Origin of the sequence: Yeguia hominis (genome assembly GCF_014384705.1) — a bacterium.
Taxonomy (GTDB): Bacteria; Bacillota; Clostridia; order Oscillospirales; family Acutalibacteraceae; genus Yeguia; species Yeguia hominis.
The window spans coordinates 1-18,586 of sequence record NZ_JACRSN010000004.1; the positions used below are offsets into that span (position 1 = coordinate 1).

Below are 18,586 nucleotides of genomic sequence, written 5' to 3' on the forward strand. Positions count from 1 at the left end.
CTTCCTTTGAATCCTTCTCTAAGGCGATTGCCGAGTATATTGATTATTACAATAACACCAGAATCCAAGCTAAAACAAAATGGATGCCTCCCTCTAAATTCAGGGAAGCATCCATGATGGAAGCTTAATTATTCATTTTTAAGCCGGTGTCCAGAAAACCGGGTACATATCACTTCCACTGGTGAGGGTTCCTGCGCAGCCTTTGTTGGCTCTGTAGCGCAGTATCTTGTTGAAGCGGAAGTCTTACCGGACTTCACTCCTGCTTTCTATACAAGTACAACATCCAAGAGAAAAATCTATCGTGTAGATGGGTACGTTTTTGACGAATTCGACTATACGATGAATTTAATCATTGCGGATTATGACGGCGTGGAAGAACGGACGATGGGTAAGGTTGTATCTTCAACGAATTTTCAACGCTTAGCCGTGTTTGTGGATCAGGCCCTAAACACGAATTTGTATAGAGAGATCGAGATGAGTACTCCATGTGCAGATTTGGTAGATCTGCTTCGGTTGGAAAAAGAGAGAATTCGAAAATACAGACTTCTCATTTTCACAGATGCAGATGTCAGCGATACGCTGAAGAATCTTGACAATCTCGATATTGGAGGCATTCCTGCTGAATGTCAAATCTGGGACATCGACCGTGTGTTTCGTGTATGCTGCTCTGATCTGGGGCGTCAAAATATTGAGATTGATTTTCGAGAATATATCCCTGCAGGCATCCCTTGCCTGGAGGCCAGCAGCGCTGCGACGGCAGAATATAACAGCTATCTTTGCATTATTCCGGGAAAGGTTCTTGCAGATATTTATGATAAGTATGGCAGTCAATTGTTGGAGGGCAATGTTCGGTCATTTCTTTCTACAAAGGTCGCCGTAAATAAAAAAATCAGGGAAACTATTTTGAAATGCCCCTCAATGTTTTTTGCGTATAACAATGGCGTATCTGCAACCGCAATGGATGTCCAGCTTGAACGTACAGCAGGTGGAACACACATTGTCGGGGCAAGAGACTTTCAGATTATTAACGGCGGCCAGACGACAGCATCCCTTTCTAATACCCGTCATAAGGATAAAGCTGATTTAGAAGGCATCTACGTACAGATGAAACTGACTGAGATTGATGAAAGCGACATGGACCGTTCAACAGAGTTGGTGCGAAATATATCTCGGTCTTCAAATAGCCAAAACAAAGTTACAGATGCAGATTTCTTCTCTACTCACCCATTCCACATACGCATGGAGCAGCATTCCCGGAGAATTTTTGCTCCTGCAGAATCTGGTGCGCAGTATGAAACAAAATGGTTTTATGAGCGTGCCAAGGGTCAATTTCTTCAGGCACAAATGCGTCTTACTCCGGCCAAGAAGCGACAATTCCTGCTGCAGAATCCCAAGAGCAAAGTCATCACTAAAACGGATTTGGCTAAAGTACGCAACACGTGGAGTGAAATGCCCCACATCGTCAGCAAGGGTGCTCAGACAAACTTTATGAAGTTTGCTGAGTTGATTGATGAAGCTTGGACGACCAACGATTCGCAGTTTAATGAGCGATACTTTACAGAAAGCGTGGCGCTGGTTATCTTATTTAAGCATCTCGAAGCGTTGATACCGAGGCAGGAGTGGTATGAACAGGGCTACCGAGCGAACATTGTTACTTATTCATTGGCACTGCTTCATCAGTTAATTCGGAAGCAGTTCAAAAATATGGAGTTGGATTTGCAGAGTATTTGGCAGCGCCAAAGCGTTCCAGAAAGCGTTACAAAAGCTTTGGAACAGATAGCTGAGCAGGTCTTCTATAGGATAACTGATCCAAATAGACCTACAATCAATGTCACGCAGTGGTGCAAGCGCGAGGGATGCTGGAACAGCGTTCAAGAAATTAATCTAATTCTGCCAGCAGAATTTTCTAGTGTATTGATTGGAAAAACTGAAGTGAGGGCAGCAGAAAAAGAAGCGAGAAAAGACCAAAAAGTGCTTTCCGAAACGGAGGCACAGGTTAAAGTACTTCAATATTCTGCAGATCAATGGAAAAAGCTATCTGCGTTTGCGATGCAGAAACGCATGGCATCGCCCGATGAAAATATGGCGTTGAAATATGCATGCCAAATCCCCAACAAAATGCCGAGTGGATACCAGAGCCAACGACTCCTTGCGCTCCTTGATCGAGCATTATCCGAGGGTTTTAACCTTTAACAAGAGAAAGAGGAATGTGTTGTGTACAAAGTTGTGGACTTGTTTGCAGGAGCAGGAGGCCTGAGCCTCGGCTTTATGCAGACGAGAAAATATGATATCAAGGTAGCGTTTGAGAACAGTCCTTATATGCAGGAAACATATCGCCTGAATCATCCCGGCGTTGAAGTACAGGGAGATGTCTGCGCTGCAAATTATGACGAGATTAAGGAAAAATATGGGGATATAGACGTGGTCATCGGCGGCCCGCCCTGTCAAGGCTTTTCTAATGCGAATCGCCAAAAGAACCATGCTATCAGTCAGAATAATATGCTGGTAAAACAGTATATCAGGGCTATTCTCGAACTCAAACCAAAAGCATTCGTTATGGAAAATGTCAGCATGCTGAAATCTGATGTTCACCGATTTTATATGGAAGAGAGTGATATTGAAACTGTCGCAAAATACAAGATTCCTGTTAAATCCACATATCTTCACTTGCTGGATCAGGCGTATGTATTTGACGGCGCACTGGAGATTGTTAAAGATCAGCAGAAGATTCAGCAGTATCTTTGGCCGGAACAGCATTACTTTGAGCTGAACGTTATCTATAAGGCCGCGAAGAATCTTGAAAAAATGAAATCTGCACTTGAAAAGCACAAAAAGAAGCTTTGTGCTGCGGCTGCTGACTATGCGAAATTGCATGATAGTAATCATATCGCCAGTGTCTCTGCGGAAGCATTTCAAGCGATCTCAGAATACTATTCTGGTGAGTTGGATGCGTCTGCGCTCAAAAGCAGGATTGAACCAGCGATTCTGATCCAGCGTATGCTCAGCAAGGCACAGGAGATACACGAAAATCACATAGTTGTGGATGCCTACTCTGTCGAAGATGGAATCGCAGCCGTGATTCGCTCTTTTGCTGTTTACGATTATCTGAAGCGCGTATTGCAGGCACCTGAAAATGGCTACGTTTTGGATAAAGATGTCCTTTGCGCTGCAGATTATGGCGCACCTCAGAAACGAATGCGTTTCGTTGTGATAGGCATTAAACGCAGTATTTCTTCTAAAATAGCCCTTCCTAAAGGCCGTTTTGATGCTGACGAATATCGAACCGTGCGAGACGCCATCACCGATTTGGAAGATGTCGAGCCGGTCGTTGAGCTTGAAGACGACAAAGAAGGGATTGCACTGCAGCCAAAAGAGAACCTGGGTGAATTGGCTTCCTCACTCCGAGATTCTAAAATACTAAAAAACCATATGGTTACAAAAACAACCGATACAGCGATGCAGCGTTTTAAGGCACTCAAACAGGGAGAAAATTTCCACGCTTTAGATGATTCGCTGAAAACCAATACATATACGGACGCATCCCGAACACAGAATACGATTTATCTTAGATTAAACTACGACGAACCCTGCGGGACAGTGGTAAATGTCCGCAAATCTATGTGGATACATCCGACACGGGATCGAGCTATCAGTGTTAGAGAAGCAGCGCGTCTGCAAACTTTCCCAGATAGTTTTGTGTTCTGCGGCTCAAAGGACAAACAGTATCAGCAGGTGGGCAATGCGGTTCCGCCGATTATGGCTAAGTCGATTGCCAAGAAGTTAGCCAAAGTTTTGAAAGACAATTTGCCGGAAGGTGAACAGAATGGCGGATAACCATAGTAAGGAAGTCCGAAGTATAAACATGTCTCACATCCGCAGTACGAATTCGAAACCTGAAGAAATTGTACGAAAGTATCTTTTTGCAGAAGGATTCCGTTATCGTAAGAATGTGAAGAAGCTGCCGGGATGTCCTGATATAGTTCTCCCCAAATATAAAGCTGTAATCTTTGTGAACGGCTGTTTCTGGCATAAGCATGATTGTCCTCGGTTTGTTTGGCCCTCATCCAATCAAGATTACTGGAGGCCAAAAATTCTTAGAAATGTTGAACGGGACAATCAAAGCCGCAAAGAATTAGAAACTCTGGGCTGGAAGGTAATCACTGTCTGGGAATGCGAGTTGAAAAAGAATGTACTTAACGAGACCCTTGGAAAACTGATTGCAGAACTGAAAGCCATTGACTTCAGTGCTGATAATAAGGAGACGACATGAAAAGAGAATATTACACCGCCTCTATCGCCGATTTTTTATCAGACGACCCTGAATATGTACTTGGACAGCTTCTAATAAATGATGAATTCGAGACGACAGACCTGCAGAAAAATGCATGGCGCAGAGAGATAGAAATCCTTCAAGGCCAGCTATACGATTTCCCTGATGGTGAAATTGCGTTTGAATACACCATTCCAAGAATAGGCCACAGAATTGATGTCGTGTGTATTATTCGCGGAATTATTTTTCTGCTGGAGTTTAAGGTTGGAGATAAGGTGTACAAGAAAGCAACAGATGATCAGGTCGTCGATTATGCCCTGGACTTGAAGTATTTCCATGAGGCAAGCCAGAATCGCTATATCGTTCCGATTAGTGTGTCTACTGAGGCGCCGAATGCAGAAAATCGCATTTTCTTTATGGAGGATCAAATAGCCGAGGTATTACACAGCAATAAAAAAACAATTAGCAGTACAATAACTACCATATTAGGAACGGCATCTGATGCGTCTCTGTCGATGACCGCGTGGGGTAATTCGAGATATGCGCCAACACCTACAATTATTGAAGCGGCTCAAGCTCTCTACAGAAATCACTCTGTGGATGATATTTCCAGAAACGATGCAGGCGCACAAAATCTTACAGAAACTACTGCGGCGATCAGCAGAATAATTGATGACTGCAAAGTGAATGGGAGGAAGGCCATTTGCTTTGTTACAGGTGTTCCTGGCGCAGGAAAAACGCTGGCTGGTCTAAATATCGCAAATTCCAGACATCAGTTTGAAGCAAATGAACACGCAGTGTTCCTTTCGGGAAACGGCCCTCTGGTGGATGTCCTTCAAGCAGCCCTTGCAAAGGATTGTGCTATGCGCGAAGGTATTACTGTTGCAGAAGCCAAAAGAAGAACAAAGGCTTTCGTTCAGATTATTCATAAATTTAGGGATGAGGCTTTAATGACAGAGCAGCCTCCCACTGAAAAGGTTGTTATATTTGATGAAGCTCAGCGAGCTTGGGATGAGGCAAACCTTACGGAGTTCATGAGGCGTAAGAAGGGCATTGCGGATTTCGATCAGTCAGAGCCAGAATTTCTGATCCATATCATGGACAGGCACAAGGACTGGGCAACGATTGTATGTCTCGTTGGCGGTGGTCAGGAAATATATACAGGCGAGGCGGGAATTGAGGACTGGTTTCGCACCTTAAAAAAAGATTACCCTGACTGGGATGTCTATCTTTCGGATAAGATGACCGATTCCGAGTATATAGGAAAATCTTCGGTTGACCAACTGTTAGGTGGACGCGATTATACAGTAGAACCCTCACTGCACCTTGGCGTTTCCCTTAGGTCATTTAGAAGCGAAAAACTTGCGGCGTTTACAAAAGCACTGCTGGATAATCATGCAGAACAAGCCGCTGCCGTGTATTCGGAGTTTTGTGAAAAGTACCCGATAGTTATAACTCGCAACTTTGATAAAGCAAAAGGGTGGGTGCGAAAAAAAGCCAGAGGAACAGAACGCTATGGTCTCCTGGCAAGTTCCGAAGGAAAACGTCTTCGCGGTGCCGGAATATGGGTGCCTTCGGAAATCAATCATGTTGGCTGGTTTTTGAACGGTAAGGATAATGTCGATTCGTCTTACTATTTAGAGGTTGCCGCGTCGGAGTTTAAGGTTCAGGGGCTTGAAATTGATTATGGCCTTTTAGCATGGGATGCTGATCTGAGAAGATCAAACGGCGACTTTGACTTTTATCGATTTAGGGGTACAAGTTGGAACCATATCAATATCGAGAAAAGGCAGAAATATCTTAAAAATGCATATAGAGTGCTGCTTACCAGAGCAAGACAAGGTATGGTGATATATGTTCCCCAAGGTGTGCCCTCTGAAGATGATCCGACAAGAAATTATATATATTATGACGAGATATATGAGTATCTAAAGAAATGTGGAATAAAGGATCTATAGGAAATCTGTACGAGGGGGAAATATTTATGACCAGAACCATAACCATCAAGGGCGTCGGCAAGCTGAGCCTGAAGCCGGATCAGGTGGTGGTATCACTGACCCTGAATGCGACCGATAAGAACTACGACAAGACAATGGATACAGCTGCGAAGCATTTGGAGCAACTCCGGGGAGCGCTTGTCGGTATTGGTTTTACAAAGGATGACCTGAAAACTACCAATTTCAATGTGAATACGGAATATGAAAGTGAGCGGGACAAAAACGGCAATTACAAGAGAATCTTCATCGGTTACAGCGTCACCCATCAACTAAAGCTGGAGTTTGATTTTGACTCTCAGCGCCTTTCCCAAACACTTGGAGCCATTGCAGGCTGCATCGCTGAGCCGGAACTGAATGTGCAGTTTACGGTAAAGGACAAAAAGTCCGTGGATGCGGCGCTTCTGGAGAATGCCTGCGTCAACGCAAAGGCAAAAGCCGGTATCCTCGCCAAGGCTTCCGGTGTGACGCTGGGCGATCTGATTTCTATCGACTACAATTGGGGCGAGCTGCATCTGTTTTCCCAGACTCAGTATGATATGGAGGACAATTGCATGAGAATGGCCAGTGCCGCACCTACCAGTATTGAAATCGAGCCGGACGACATCGATATCAGCGACAGCGTGACATTTGTGTGGGAGATCAGTAAATGAATGCAGCGATTTTAGGCGAACTCATCCATCTCTATGAAGAGAATATGGACACCCTTTATGGCGGTGCACATAATGAGATTTTTAAGTGGAGGGCCTTAAAGACCTTCCAGCGGGAGTGGTTCCGAAACGATTATCCCGATTTTGCTTCCCGATTCAATGCCGCCACAAAGGACTTTTCGGTCCTGATCGACAACAGCCGTATGCATCCCCGGAACGCCGTCGTGAAGCTCTGCGAAAAGGATTCTGCCGAAGTGGAGCACCTGTTCTGCGATGTTCTCTTTGCCGAGGATCACGGCGATCTGAAGCTTCGGCAGGAACATATGGATCAGTTCCTGGACGGAATGGAACGGCTGCGCATTGCCTATTATCCGGGCAGTTGGTCCTTTAAGCACGATCGGCACGCAGCCTCTGCGTATCTGGCCATGTATGCGCCAGAGGACAATTACATTTACAAGTACAGCGAGGCCGCCCAGATGGTTGCCTATGGAGAATACGGATTTGACATCGGGTCCGGCGGAAGCTTTGACCTGAGCAAGTACTACCAAATGTGCGATGAAATCGTGGATCAGCTGAAAGCGCATCCTGAATTCCTCCGAAAGCATTTCGACAAGCTCCGCAGTGACGACCATTGTGCAGAAGAGCGCAGCCTGCATTTGTTGGCGTTTGATTTAATTTACTGCTGCCGGACCTACGGCTACTATAAGGAAATCCCCTACGTCCCAAAAGCAAAATCCCCGAAGCGGACAAAAGTGATCGAGCGACAGGAAGCCGATGCGGCAATACGCCAGGCTCGGATTGCAGATATTACAGCTCAAATTAAGGATTTGAGGGCGTCGCTCCCGGATGTTTCGGATATTTCGCTGGTGAATGTTGCCGTCACTTCCAGGCTATACGGTGGCGGAATGGTGACGGAGCATAATCTGAATACGATTCGGGTCCGGTTCCCAGGTGCAACAAAAACATTTATTCTGGATGCAAAATTCCCGCAGCGCCCAACCTTTGAAAATGATGCAGATGTGGTCGCTGCCTACACGGAATACACGAGTATCAGCGGCAAAATCGAAAAGCTGGAAAAACAGTTGAAGCAGTTGGGCGGTTAAATCTGTCTTTTGGGTGGTAAATATGAAAGCACTAACCTACGTAGAACACGTCTAAGGCTGCAGGAACTGCCGGAACCGTTTGCGCCCGCACTTTGAGGAGATAACCGCTGAGAGAGCCCTTTACCTTGCCTTCGGGAGAGATAATATTGGAAGCCCTCATGGAGGAGTGCACGGAATAACAAGATTTCGCAATCTTTTTTCCGTGAACTGTAAGCAAAAACAATATAAAATCCATTATCATGAAAGGGGTGTGTCTGCATGGCTTATAACGAGCTCATTAAAAACTTTGAAAAAGTCAGAGCTTATATGCGTGAGTTTTATGTGTATGGCTTTAAGAGCAGAACAAAATATGATGCCAAGAGTGCACGCTCCTATGATGATGAACGCCGCAGGCTGGAGAGCTGGTTGGGAGACTACATGCGGTTCACGCAGACGCCGGAAGGAAAGAACGTTTTCCTGTCGGTAGATAGCCGCGTGACCCGTAAGAACCCATTCTATAAGGCGTGGAAGGCCAAGAGCTTTACGGATGGAGATATCACACTGCATTTTGCGATTTTTGATATTCTCTATGATCCTGAAACAAAAATGACGCTTACAGAGCTGATTGAGGAGATCGATCAGCGGCTGTCATCCAGTATGGCCTTTGATGAGTCTACCTTGAGAAAGAAACTCAAGGAGTACGCCGAAGAGGGTATCATTCGGATGGAGAAGGATGGGCGGAAGGTCCTGTATAGCAGAGCTCCGGATACGGACATCACTGCCTTGCATGATGTGATCGACTTCTTCAGCGAGGTAGCCCCGTGCGGCGTTATCGGCTCATTCCTGCAGGACAGGCAGCCGAAGCACCCTGAGCTGTTTTCCTTTAAGCATCACTACATAACGCAGGCAATGGATAGTGATGTAATGGCCACACTGTTTGAGGCTATTCACGGCCATCGCTACATCACCGTTGACAATTTGGGCAAACATTCAAACGAAGTCAGAACGGTTCGGTTAGTCCCACTCAAGCTCTACATAAGCACTCAAAACGGAAGACAAAACCTTTTGGCCTTTCACGAAAAAGCCAATCGCCTGAATTCCTATCGCTTGGACTATATGTCCAACATCAGGATTGAAGATGAGATTTGCGAAAAGTTCGATGCGCTGCGCGCCGCACTCAGCAAAGCTGAAGCCCATATGTGGGGCGTGAACTGCAGATGGAATGTCAAGCATACCGAGCATGTGGAGTTTGAAATAAAGGTTGAAGACGATGAGCAGTTTATTGTCCGCCGGCTGGAGAGAGAAAAACGCTGTGGGTGTGTAGAGAAAATCGACGACAACCACTACCGGTACGTTGCAGAGGTTTTTGACACAACAGAAATGCTGCCGTGGATACGCACATTTATCTCCCGCATTACGAGAATGAGCTTCTCAAATCGAACGGCTGAAAACAAATTCAAGGCAGACATTCAGGAAATGTGCCGTATGTATGGGCTTGACGGAGGTGCTGCACAATGATTTTCAGTGAGTTATACTCCGCCTATTACAATACGGTCGCAAAAATCATGGAAGCAGCGTTTAACCCCGAAGCAACCGAGAAGGATTTGCAGCGCTGCGTTATGGAAGAAGCATTTTCTGAGAGCGTCCTGACCATACTTCCTGCGCTGAAGTCCGGGAAATGGCCGCTGCTTCACGAGGATCTTTCGCCGGTTCTGTTACATAAGCCCACCATGCCCTTGACCAATCTGGAAAAGCGGTGGCTGAAGGCAATAGCAGAAGATCCCCGTGTTAAGCTGTTCGGCGCCAAGTTCCCCGAGCTTGACGATGTGGAACTGCTCTTCACAAGGGATGACTATAAAATCTATGACCAATACAGTGACGGAGATCCTTTTGAAGACGAGGCCTACATAGAGCATTTCAGGCTGATGCTTTCTGCTATACAGAGTGATCGGCCTGTTCAAATGACTATGGTGAACCGTCACGGCAGGAAGGTGCGGGTTCGCTTTTATCCCAAAGGATTTGAGTATTCGTTAAAGGACGACAAGATCCGTATATTGGCTGCCGGGTGTAAATTTAGGCAATTCAATCTTGGAAGAGTTTTAAGCTGCGACTTTTATAACGGGCGGGGCCCGTGGCGCGAGAAGCCTAAAGCAGAGCGTCGGAAGAATCTGACCTTGCTGATCACCGATGAGCGCAATGCGCTGGAGAGAGCCATGCTGCACTTTGCGCATTTTGAAAAGCAAGCAGAGCGAACAGACGATGGCAGATATATCCTGCGGCTGAAGTATTACGAAAACGATGAGACCGAGATCGTGATCCGCGTGCTGTCTTTCGGTCCGTATGTCAAGGTTCTGGAGCCGGAAAGCTTCGTGAATTTAATAAAAGAACGACTCATTTCTCAAAAAAGCTGTGAACTCAAGTGAGTTCGCAGCTTTTTTTCCGTGAAATGCCTGCGTTTGAACCGTATAATATGCGTGTAAGATGCAGATGACGAAAAACTGCTTCTTATCAGAGGTACTTACAGCAATTGTTTTTCTTATTAGAAAAGGACTAAAAATCCTTGTCGCTGGCGGACATTATCCGTTAAAGGATGTACCTTGTTTGTAAAAGATGCATACAGCAACCAAAAGACGATGATAACGCACCTCTCTTTGAGCTGGAGCGATGGCTTGCCGAAAAACTGCATCTTGAAAAGGCACCAACAGCAATGACGAATAGCTAAGTGGTTATAGCAGATGACTCATAATCATCGTTCGCGGGTCCGAATCCCGCTTCAAATGGTGCCTTGTTTTTGTGAAAGACGCGAACAGCGATTATATATCTTATGTTACCGAAACATTAACTGGATAACCGGAGATTGCTGCCGGGCAAACATTGGTGAGGTGAAATCCCTCGCATGTATTAAAAAAAGAGCGCGTCTTGTATAAAGGCATCTACAGCAATGAAGTGGTACGATCTGACAGCCGGAACCTGTCGAAGGCAGGACACCGACTTCGATTTTACGGGTTCAATTCCCGGTGATGCCTTGTTAATTAAAATGAAAGGAGCGGCACGATGATTGAAATCAAAGGAAAGGTAAATACGGCGATCTGTTATGCAACGGTTGTAGAGGGCGAAGCGATTGAACAGATCCGCAGAATGTGTGACCATGATTTCACAGCAGGATCTCAAATACGGATCATGCCCGATGTACATGCCGGAAAGGGCTGCACGATCGGCACCACAATGACGATCACAGATAAAGCGGTTCCTAATATCGTTGGAGTCGATATCGGCTGCGGCATGTATACTGCTGAGCTGGGTAAGGTGGATGTTGATTTTGAAAAGGTCGATGCTGCCGCTCATGATATTCCCAGCGGAAGAGATGTTTGGGAAGGGCGCATGGAGCGTTTTGACCTGACCGGACTTCGCTGTTATAGAAACCTGAAGCAGGCAAAGCGCTTGGAGAGAAGCCTGGGGACGCTGGGCGGAGGGAACCATTTTATTGAGATTGATGCAGCTTCAGACGGCACAAAGTATTTGGTGATCCATTCTGGCAGCCGTAACCTTGGCAAGCAGGTTGCGGAGCTCTATCAGTCTTTAGCCATCGACTTAAATGTCGGTAAGGCAGATTACTTCGAGCGTCGGGATGAGCTGATCCGTACCTATAAGGAGCAGGGCCGCAGAGCTGAGATTCAGGCCGCATTGAAGGCTATGGAGAAGGAATGGGCAGCAAAGGAGCCGACGATCCCTGCAGACCTTTGCTATCTGTATGGCACCTACTTAGAGGATTACCTCCACGATGTAGAAATCTGCCAGCAATTTGCAAGGCGCAGCCGTGAAAGAATGGCGGAGATCATTTTAGAAAAGACCGGAATGACTGCGCTTTCTTCTTTTCACACCATACACAATTATATTGATACGAAGGAAATGATCCTTCGCAAGGGTTCTATTGCAGCCCATGACGGAGAACTTGTCTTGATTCCGATCAATATGCGGGATGGCAGCGTGTTGGCTCGCGGAAAAGGAAATCCGGAATGGAATTATTCTGCCCCGCATGGCGCCGGACGCCTTATGTCTCGTACAAAGGCAAGAGAAACGCTGGATTTAGAGGCGTATAGGAAGACGATGGAAGGTATCTACACGACATCGGTCAATGAGGCCACCATCGATGAAGCACCCATGGCATACAAGTCGCTGAAGGACATTATCGATGTCATCCGAGAGTCTGTCGATGTGATCGAAATACTAAAACCTATTTACAATTTTAAGGCGTCTGAGTGATAAAATTCTTCTGCGCCATCTGATTGGAGGAATTGAAATGTTGAATCATTTGAAGAGTGAGGCGAATATTGCCTACACAGAAAACGGCGCAGTTACCAACGCAAGCACAATGTCTGACTGTCTGGATCTGTTCGCAGGCATCGGCGCGCTCCGTGCAGCCGACGATCAGGAAATCATCAGACGCTTTGTCCGTGCATATGCGGAGGACGCGGATATTGCCATGAAGATCCTGTTCTTCGGACGCGATGTTCGCGGTGGCCTTGGTGAGCGCCGGGTGTTCCGCGTTATCATCAATTGGCTTGCCGAGAACAGAGCGGAGTCCTTGCGCAAGAACATTGAGCTTATCCCTGAGTTCGGACGCTACGACGATCTGGTATCTCTCATCGGCACGGCCTGCGAAAAGGATGCTTTGCGTACCATTTGCAAGCAGCTGGAGGCCGACCTTGCGTCTGACGCAGAGGTGTCCCTGCTGGCGAAATGGCTTCCGTCTGTAAATGCGTCCAACGCAGAGACGGTCCGCAAAGCAAAACGCATCGCCCGCTATCTTGGAATGTCCGATGCGGAGTATCGCAAGACCCTTGTAGAGCTGAGAAAGAAAATCCGCATCATAGAGAATCATCTCCGCGAGAAGGACTACTCTTTCGACTATGCGAAGCAGCCGTCCAAGGCCATGTTCAAATACCGGAAAGCATTCCTGCGTAATGATGGTGAGCGCTATAACGCGTTCCTGGAGGCTGTAAGCAGCGGTGAAAAGCAGCTGCATGCAGATAACCTTGCTCCTTATGAGATCGTCAGATCTGCGCTGAATGCAAACCGGTGGGGCTTTCATGCTGACTTGACCGTCGGAGAGAAGGCTGCACTCAATGCGTCCTGGGCGTCACTTCCCGACTTCTGCGACAACAGAAATGCGCTGGCAGTAGTGGATACATCCGGATCCATGTACTGCCATGACAACGCGCTGCCGGCGGCTGTTGCGCTGTCCTTGGGACTGTATTTCGGAGAGCGTAATACCGGCATATTTCATAACCATTTTATCGAGTTTTCCGCTCATCCGCAGCTTATTGAGATCAAGGGCAAGACCTTTGCCGAGAGGCTGGAGTATCTGTGCACCTTTAACGAGGTTGCCGATACAAATGTGGAAGCGGTCTTTGATCTGATCTTGGATGCGGCAGTGCGCAACAATGTCCCACAAGAAGAGCTGCCCGAGACTTTGTATCTGATTTCGGATATGGAGTTCAACGCCTGCGTTCGAAATGCATCTGTGTCTAATTTTGCCAGTGCAAAGCGCAGATTTGCGGAGCATGGGTACAGATTACCTCAGATTGTCTTCTGGAATGTTGCGAGCCGGAACAGCAATCAGCCCGTGACAAAGAACGAGCAAGGCGTTGCCCTGGTTTCCGGATGTACGCCGCGTCTGTTTTCCATGGTGGCAAGCGGAGACCTTTCCCCTTACTCTGTCATGATGGATATCATAGAGTCAGAGCGGTACGCAAAAATTTCAGCATAAAGCGAAGGCGGTACCTACCGGTATCGCCTTTTCTTTCATATGAATCATCCCAGGGCAGGCCAAACGAAGAACACCCAGAATCTGGACAGGCATGAATTGATAACGAAAAAACAATTATATGAGGTGACGAACAAAATCGCCACCTCGTTTTGCTTTTCTACAAACCTATTGCATTTCTTTTTTGCCTGAGTATAATAGCATTATGGGATTTGAAATCCCATATAGAAGCAGAGGTGCTGATATGAGAACAAAGAATCAAGAAACTCTGGACAGGATATTGAAGTTCGTCAACAAGTATTATCAGGAGCATCACAGCTCTCCTACGATCAACGATGTTGCTGAAGGTGTCGGCGTTGCCAGATCCACTACGCATCGCTACCTTCAGGAGCTGAGTGACCGCAACCTGATTGATTACGGCAGAGGTATCTTGTCTGCTCCCCAGAGCGCCAAAATGAAAACGGCCTATGTATCCGCCCCGTTAGTAGGCTCTATTCGCTGCGGCAATCCGGAGGATGAGGAAGAGTCGATTGAGGAGTATGTCAGCCTCCCGGTCTCTATGTTTGGCAAAGGAGATTTCTACATTCTCCGCGCCAAAGGCGATTCCATGGTGGATGCCGGAATCGACGAGGACGACCTGCTTGTCATCGAACGCAATTGCCCTGCTCTCGAAGGGGATATAGTCGTTGCGCTGGACGAGGACAACCAGAATACGCTGAAGCGATATGCCGGCTACGACGAGGACAGCGGGTATTACATTCTCGAATACGAAAACGAGGCTCGATACCCTGGCAAAACAATAAAGGTGCGGAGCTTTCAGGTACAAGGTGTTGCTCGGCACGTAATCAAATCACTCTAAACAATAATCTTGATTCGATGGGAGATGTGTTGTTTTGAATGCAAAAGATGTGAAATGCCCTATTTGCGGCACAGTCAACAGGAGTCTCGATTTAGATAAGACCGACGGATGGATGGAATGTGAACACTGCCATAACGCCGTTCAGATATTGGAGTACGCTAAAAGCAGGCGTGTTCCGGTATATCAGATGGCGGATTGCAATCTCCTCGTTCCGTTGAGCAAAAAAAGATAAAAGGAGTATGGCGATGCTGGAGGACTGGACGATTTACTCTTGGTATTGCCCAAACTGTAAGACGCAGGTAGCGGGGCTAAAAAACAAGAAAAATCAGATTAGAGTTATTTGCACGAAATGCAGTGCCGAAATGGTCCGCACGGTAGTGGGCAGAAGGCACGATGTGATTGACATATATGCACCGATTGGAATGGAGCATAGTGACTTGGAATTGAGGGAGCATTGATATGACGATGTTAGAGGCTTTTGTAAAAGAGCGCAACGAGGCGCTGTTCAGCCTTGACCGAAAGAAGATCGAGGCCTACATGATCAAATATGGAGAAACGGAAATTGCGCAGACACCCGATGTTGTTTTCTGGGCATCCGTGTACAAGGCCATTTGCGGTATCAAGGATGCGCCGGAAGCCATTGTAAGCAAGGCAAAGGCATGGCTGCACGAGCATGGCATGAGCCCTAATCTGGCGGGATGATAATCCCCCCATTGATCTGCCTGAAGAACATCGAAGCGAGTTCCTATAACAACTGAATCAACGACATCACGACGGAACGGTCGGGCTGAAACAGGGCCACGCTAAATCCGCTTCCAGGTCACTTGATCGTGGGCAGCAGCCCGAACATGAACCGGTAGTTATTCCAGACATACGTGAGAGGCCACCGGCAAGGTAAGACACTATAGTTCTATCTATAGGTCTGCCTTGTCGGTGGCCTTTTTTGTTTTTTACCGACATTACAAATACATATTCGCAGCCTGAAGTACAAGGGCCAAGGATACAAATACGCTGATTTCAAACTCTTTTGAAAAAGCAGTATGGGTACCCTTAGATTTCTGCGCCCTTTTTAGGCAGGTAGCATCGGGAGTCCTTTTCGCCAGCGTAGTTGTGTCCTTTAGACCGCAGCAGGCGGAAAGGACTTTTTATGTGCGACCAGTGGCTCTGCTATATCGCTGAATACCCGTGATCTCTGAATTTTTGACTTTCACCCAAATTCAAAAATTCAAAGGAGATTACGACAAATGGGATTTAATTATGGACTCGAAAAGAGAAAGTTCACCGAGGAGTGGAAGAAGCTCTACCGCGAATATAAAGCTGCCGGCATGAGCGAAGAGGATATTTAGGATATCTATGCGTTCGACCTGAATGTGTTCAGGAAAAACAGGACGGAGTTCCAGCGCACACAGCCCCTCTCAGAAAGCTCCTGTGACGACGGAACCGAACAGGGTGAATCTATGTCTGCCTTATTAAAAAAGTTCTCCAACGCACTTTCTGCGTGCGACAAGTACGCTTTCCAAAGTGACCCCCGCTTTGCGTGAGTTGATGAAATGGAGAATGACGAATTATATCGGAAGATTATTTCTCTGCCCAAAAGAGATATGGACCTGCTGACGCTGATCGCATTTGAAGGATATTCACAGCGGGAGGTTGCAGAAATTCGCGGCATTGCCCCCGCCGCGATCTGCAAAAAGATCGCAAAACTCAAAAAACTTCTGTATGGGGGTTAATTTTTGCCCGTTTTCGTTGCCTACCAAGTGGAAGGATTATTTTGAAAACAAAGGAGCATCAGAATATGAACTATTTGAGCGAGAAGAACTCCGTTTTGAATAGACCGATGTATTTGTGCCTTTGCCCGGTTTGCCTTGGTCAGTTCCTCGACACAGGAATCTATAAGATCGTGCGGGAGAATCACGGACAAGCAAAAGAGCGCTGTGATTTCTGTAATTATCGCAACGGGTACGATTTCATCATCTACTCCAAAGCGGAAAAGAAAGATGAGGTGGCAGACGAATGGCAATGAAAAAGTCTGAGCTGAGAGAACTGTACTTGATGATGTTTCCGGAGTATCCGGACATCGTGAACATCACTCAGCTCCAATCGATGCTTGGTATCAGCCGCCATCTTGCCTATGACTTGATCAATGACGGGTATATCAGAGGCCTGAAAATCGGAAATGCTTTCCGGATACCCAAGGTCAATGTCATTGAGTATGTCATGGATCAGGGAAAAAGTGCGATTTGAACTCCGTTTTGATAATCGCATATTTGAGTATCTCCCACCGACCGAATAAAATATAGATGTCGGTGGGAGATGCCTGTAACAATTCAATGATTCCGGAGGTAATAAAAATGGTATCAGGAACTCTTGCGCTGAAGAACGGCTACTATTATGCCGTTCTCAGCTATCGGGATGCAGCAGGAAAGCGTCATCAAAAGTGGGTATCGACAGGATTGCCCCAAAAAGGCAATAAGCGCCGGGCAGAACAGGAACTTATTCGTATTCGCAGCGAATTTGAGGTTCCTCGGGTTGCCGGAGAACTAAGCTCGAATATGCTCTTTGCAGACTATTTGGATCAATGGCTTGAGATTGTCAGAGCGAGAATCAAGCCCGCAACATTCGGCTCGTATCAAGGAATGGTCAAAAGCACGATTGGCCCGTATTTCCGTAAAAAGGAGCTAACCTTGAAAGAACTGGAGGCTCGGCACATCCAACAGTTTTATACGGAGAAGCTGAAAACCGTCACGCCGAATTCGGTTATCCACTATCATGCGGTAATTTATCAGGCCTTGAAGTATGCGATGAAAACCGACATGGTACCGCAGAATGTTGCTATGAAGGTGGATAGGCCGAGGAAAAACTCGTTTCAGCCGACCTTCCTTGATGCGGAGCAAATGCAGAAGCTGTTTGAGGTTGTCAAGGGAACGCGGCTGAAACTTCCGGTTTTGATTGCTGCGTTTTATGGACTGCGCCGTGGCGAGGTGCTCGGGCTAAAGTGGGATGCGATCGATTTCAATCGCGGAACGCTGACCATCAAACGAACAGTCACTGAGGCAACGATTGACGGCACCATGAAAATTATCGAGCAGGATTCTGCTAAGACCAAATCAAGCCTGAGAACGCTTCCCTTGGTGGGGAGCTTCCGCGACTGCTTTCAAAAGGTAAAAGAGGCCCAGGAGCTAAACAAGAAGGTTTGCGGCAATTGCTATAACTACGATTATGACGGTTATGTCTTTGTGAATGAACTGGGAGAGCGCATGCGCCCGAACTATTTGACGGAGTACTTTCCTAAGTACATAGCAAAACACGGGATGCCGAAGATGCGGTTTCATGATCTTCGCCATAGCTGCGCCAGCTTGCTGCTGGCTAACGGCGTGCCGCTGAAGCAAATCCAGGAATGGCTCGGCCACTCGGATTTCAGCACGACCGCTAATATTTATGCCCATCTCGACTACAGATCCAAAATATCCTCGGCGCAGGCCATGGAGCAGGGAATGCTTCTTCCGAGGTCAGATGATTTCGGGAGCCGCTGGGAAAATGTAACCGAGCAGGGCAAAATAACAGAACCGGATTTGAACCCCGTTTTTTGACTAAAAAAACACGCTGTTCTAACGCAAAAACGGCCAATTCTAACGCCGTTCCAACGCGAAAATCGGAAAATTCAAGGAGTCGGACGAAAAAGGAAAGTCCAGCAAACCCTTGAGTTTACTGGACTTTTTTGGCGGAGAGGATGGGATTCGAACCCATGTGCGATTGCTCGCAAACTGATTTCGAGTCTTTTATGCAACTGTGACGGGGGTGTCCGTTTTGGGGTCGTTTCTGTAAGCCCCGTACCCGCCGAAAGCCGCTTGAAATCAGGCTTTTTCGCCCGGAAAGCCTTGCTGGACAGGCTTTTTTGAAAGTGGGTTCAAATCGGCATTTTTCCCGATTTTGGAGAGAAATGCGGGAAGATAGGAGAGAAAAA

Annotated in this window: 17 protein-coding genes; all 17 read left to right on the top strand. The window is 46.8% G+C overall.

Going from position 1 to position 18,586, the window contains the following annotated elements; all coding sequences use genetic code 11:
• On the top strand, positions 1 to 128 hold a 128-nt coding region (locus IAG03_RS14500), incomplete at its 5' end, for an IS3 family transposase (protein ID WP_430472435.1).
• A gap of 40 nt (positions 129 to 168) precedes the next feature.
• Positions 169 to 2,193: an AIPR family protein gene (locus IAG03_RS03515; RefSeq protein ID WP_430472436.1), complete on the top strand. Its 2,025-nt coding sequence runs from the start codon at positions 169 to 171 to the stop codon at positions 2,191 to 2,193.
• Between the two features lie 21 nt (positions 2,194 to 2,214).
• Positions 2,215 to 3,834 carry a DNA cytosine methyltransferase gene (locus tag IAG03_RS14375; protein WP_249318415.1) on the top strand — a complete coding sequence of 540 codons (1,620 nt, stop codon included), beginning with the start codon at positions 2,215 to 2,217 and terminating at the stop codon, positions 3,832 to 3,834.
• A complete protein-coding gene (locus tag IAG03_RS03525; RefSeq protein ID WP_249318416.1) occupies positions 3,824 to 4,270 on the top strand; it encodes a very short patch repair endonuclease in 447 nt (148 codons plus the stop codon). The genes IAG03_RS14375 and IAG03_RS03525 overlap by 11 nt, the downstream gene beginning before the upstream one ends.
• Positions 4,267 to 6,228, top strand: a complete 1,962-nt coding sequence (locus IAG03_RS03530) for a DUF2075 domain-containing protein (RefSeq protein WP_249318418.1) — start codon at positions 4,267 to 4,269, stop codon at positions 6,226 to 6,228. Before IAG03_RS03525 ends, IAG03_RS03530 begins: the two co-directional genes overlap by 4 nt.
• A 26-nt stretch (positions 6,229 to 6,254) precedes the next feature.
• Entirely contained in the window at positions 6,255 to 6,917 is a 663-nt protein-coding gene (locus IAG03_RS03535) for an SIMPL domain-containing protein (RefSeq protein ID WP_249318420.1), read from the top strand.
• A complete protein-coding gene (locus IAG03_RS03540; RefSeq protein WP_249318421.1) occupies positions 6,914 to 8,017 on the top strand; it encodes a hypothetical protein in 1,104 nt (367 codons plus the stop codon). Before IAG03_RS03535 ends, IAG03_RS03540 begins: the two co-directional genes overlap by 4 nt.
• 258 nt (positions 8,018 to 8,275) lie before the next feature.
• Positions 8,276 to 9,514 carry a WYL domain-containing protein gene (locus IAG03_RS03545; RefSeq protein ID WP_249318422.1) on the top strand — a complete coding sequence of 413 codons (1,239 nt, stop codon included), beginning with the start codon at positions 8,276 to 8,278 and terminating at the stop codon, positions 9,512 to 9,514.
• Positions 9,511 to 10,419, top strand: coding sequence for a WYL domain-containing protein (locus IAG03_RS03550; RefSeq protein WP_249318424.1), 909 nt, complete (start codon positions 9,511 to 9,513; stop codon positions 10,417 to 10,419). The genes IAG03_RS03545 and IAG03_RS03550 overlap by 4 nt, the downstream gene beginning before the upstream one ends.
• A 631-nt stretch (positions 10,420 to 11,050) precedes the next feature.
• Entirely contained in the window at positions 11,051 to 12,259 is a 1,209-nt protein-coding gene (locus IAG03_RS03555) for an RtcB family protein (RefSeq protein ID WP_249318427.1), read from the top strand.
• Between the two features lie 37 nt (positions 12,260 to 12,296).
• The gene (locus IAG03_RS03560) at positions 12,297 to 13,766 is read left to right on the top strand and encodes a DUF2828 family protein (RefSeq protein ID WP_249318428.1); all 1,470 of its coding nucleotides are present in this window, start codon (positions 12,297 to 12,299) and stop codon (positions 13,764 to 13,766) included.
• A 241-nt stretch (positions 13,767 to 14,007) separates the two neighbouring features.
• Positions 14,008 to 14,622 (top strand): LexA family protein, encoded by a 615-nt coding sequence (locus IAG03_RS03565; RefSeq protein ID WP_249318429.1) that lies wholly within the window; start codon positions 14,008 to 14,010, stop codon positions 14,620 to 14,622.
• 459 nt (positions 14,623 to 15,081) lie between these two features.
• Complete coding sequence (locus tag IAG03_RS03570; protein WP_249318431.1) at positions 15,082 to 15,324, top strand: hypothetical protein; 243 nt, start codon at positions 15,082 to 15,084, stop codon at positions 15,322 to 15,324.
• 848 nt (positions 15,325 to 16,172) lie between these two features.
• Positions 16,173 to 16,352, top strand: coding sequence for a sigma-70 region 4 domain-containing protein (locus IAG03_RS03575; RefSeq protein ID WP_249318432.1), 180 nt, complete (start codon positions 16,173 to 16,175; stop codon positions 16,350 to 16,352).
• 65 nt (positions 16,353 to 16,417) lie between these two features.
• The gene (locus IAG03_RS03580; protein ID WP_249318434.1) at positions 16,418 to 16,645 is read left to right on the top strand and encodes a hypothetical protein; all 228 of its coding nucleotides are present in this window, start codon (positions 16,418 to 16,420) and stop codon (positions 16,643 to 16,645) included.
• Positions 16,636 to 16,866 (top strand): helix-turn-helix domain-containing protein, encoded by a 231-nt coding sequence (locus IAG03_RS03585; RefSeq protein WP_015559102.1) that lies wholly within the window; start codon positions 16,636 to 16,638, stop codon positions 16,864 to 16,866. The genes IAG03_RS03580 and IAG03_RS03585 overlap by 10 nt, the downstream gene beginning before the upstream one ends.
• Before the next feature lie 107 nt (positions 16,867 to 16,973).
• Entirely contained in the window at positions 16,974 to 18,212 is a 1,239-nt protein-coding gene (locus tag IAG03_RS03590) for a tyrosine-type recombinase/integrase (RefSeq protein WP_249318435.1), read from the top strand.
• Positions 18,213 to 18,586 lie beyond the last annotated feature (374 nt).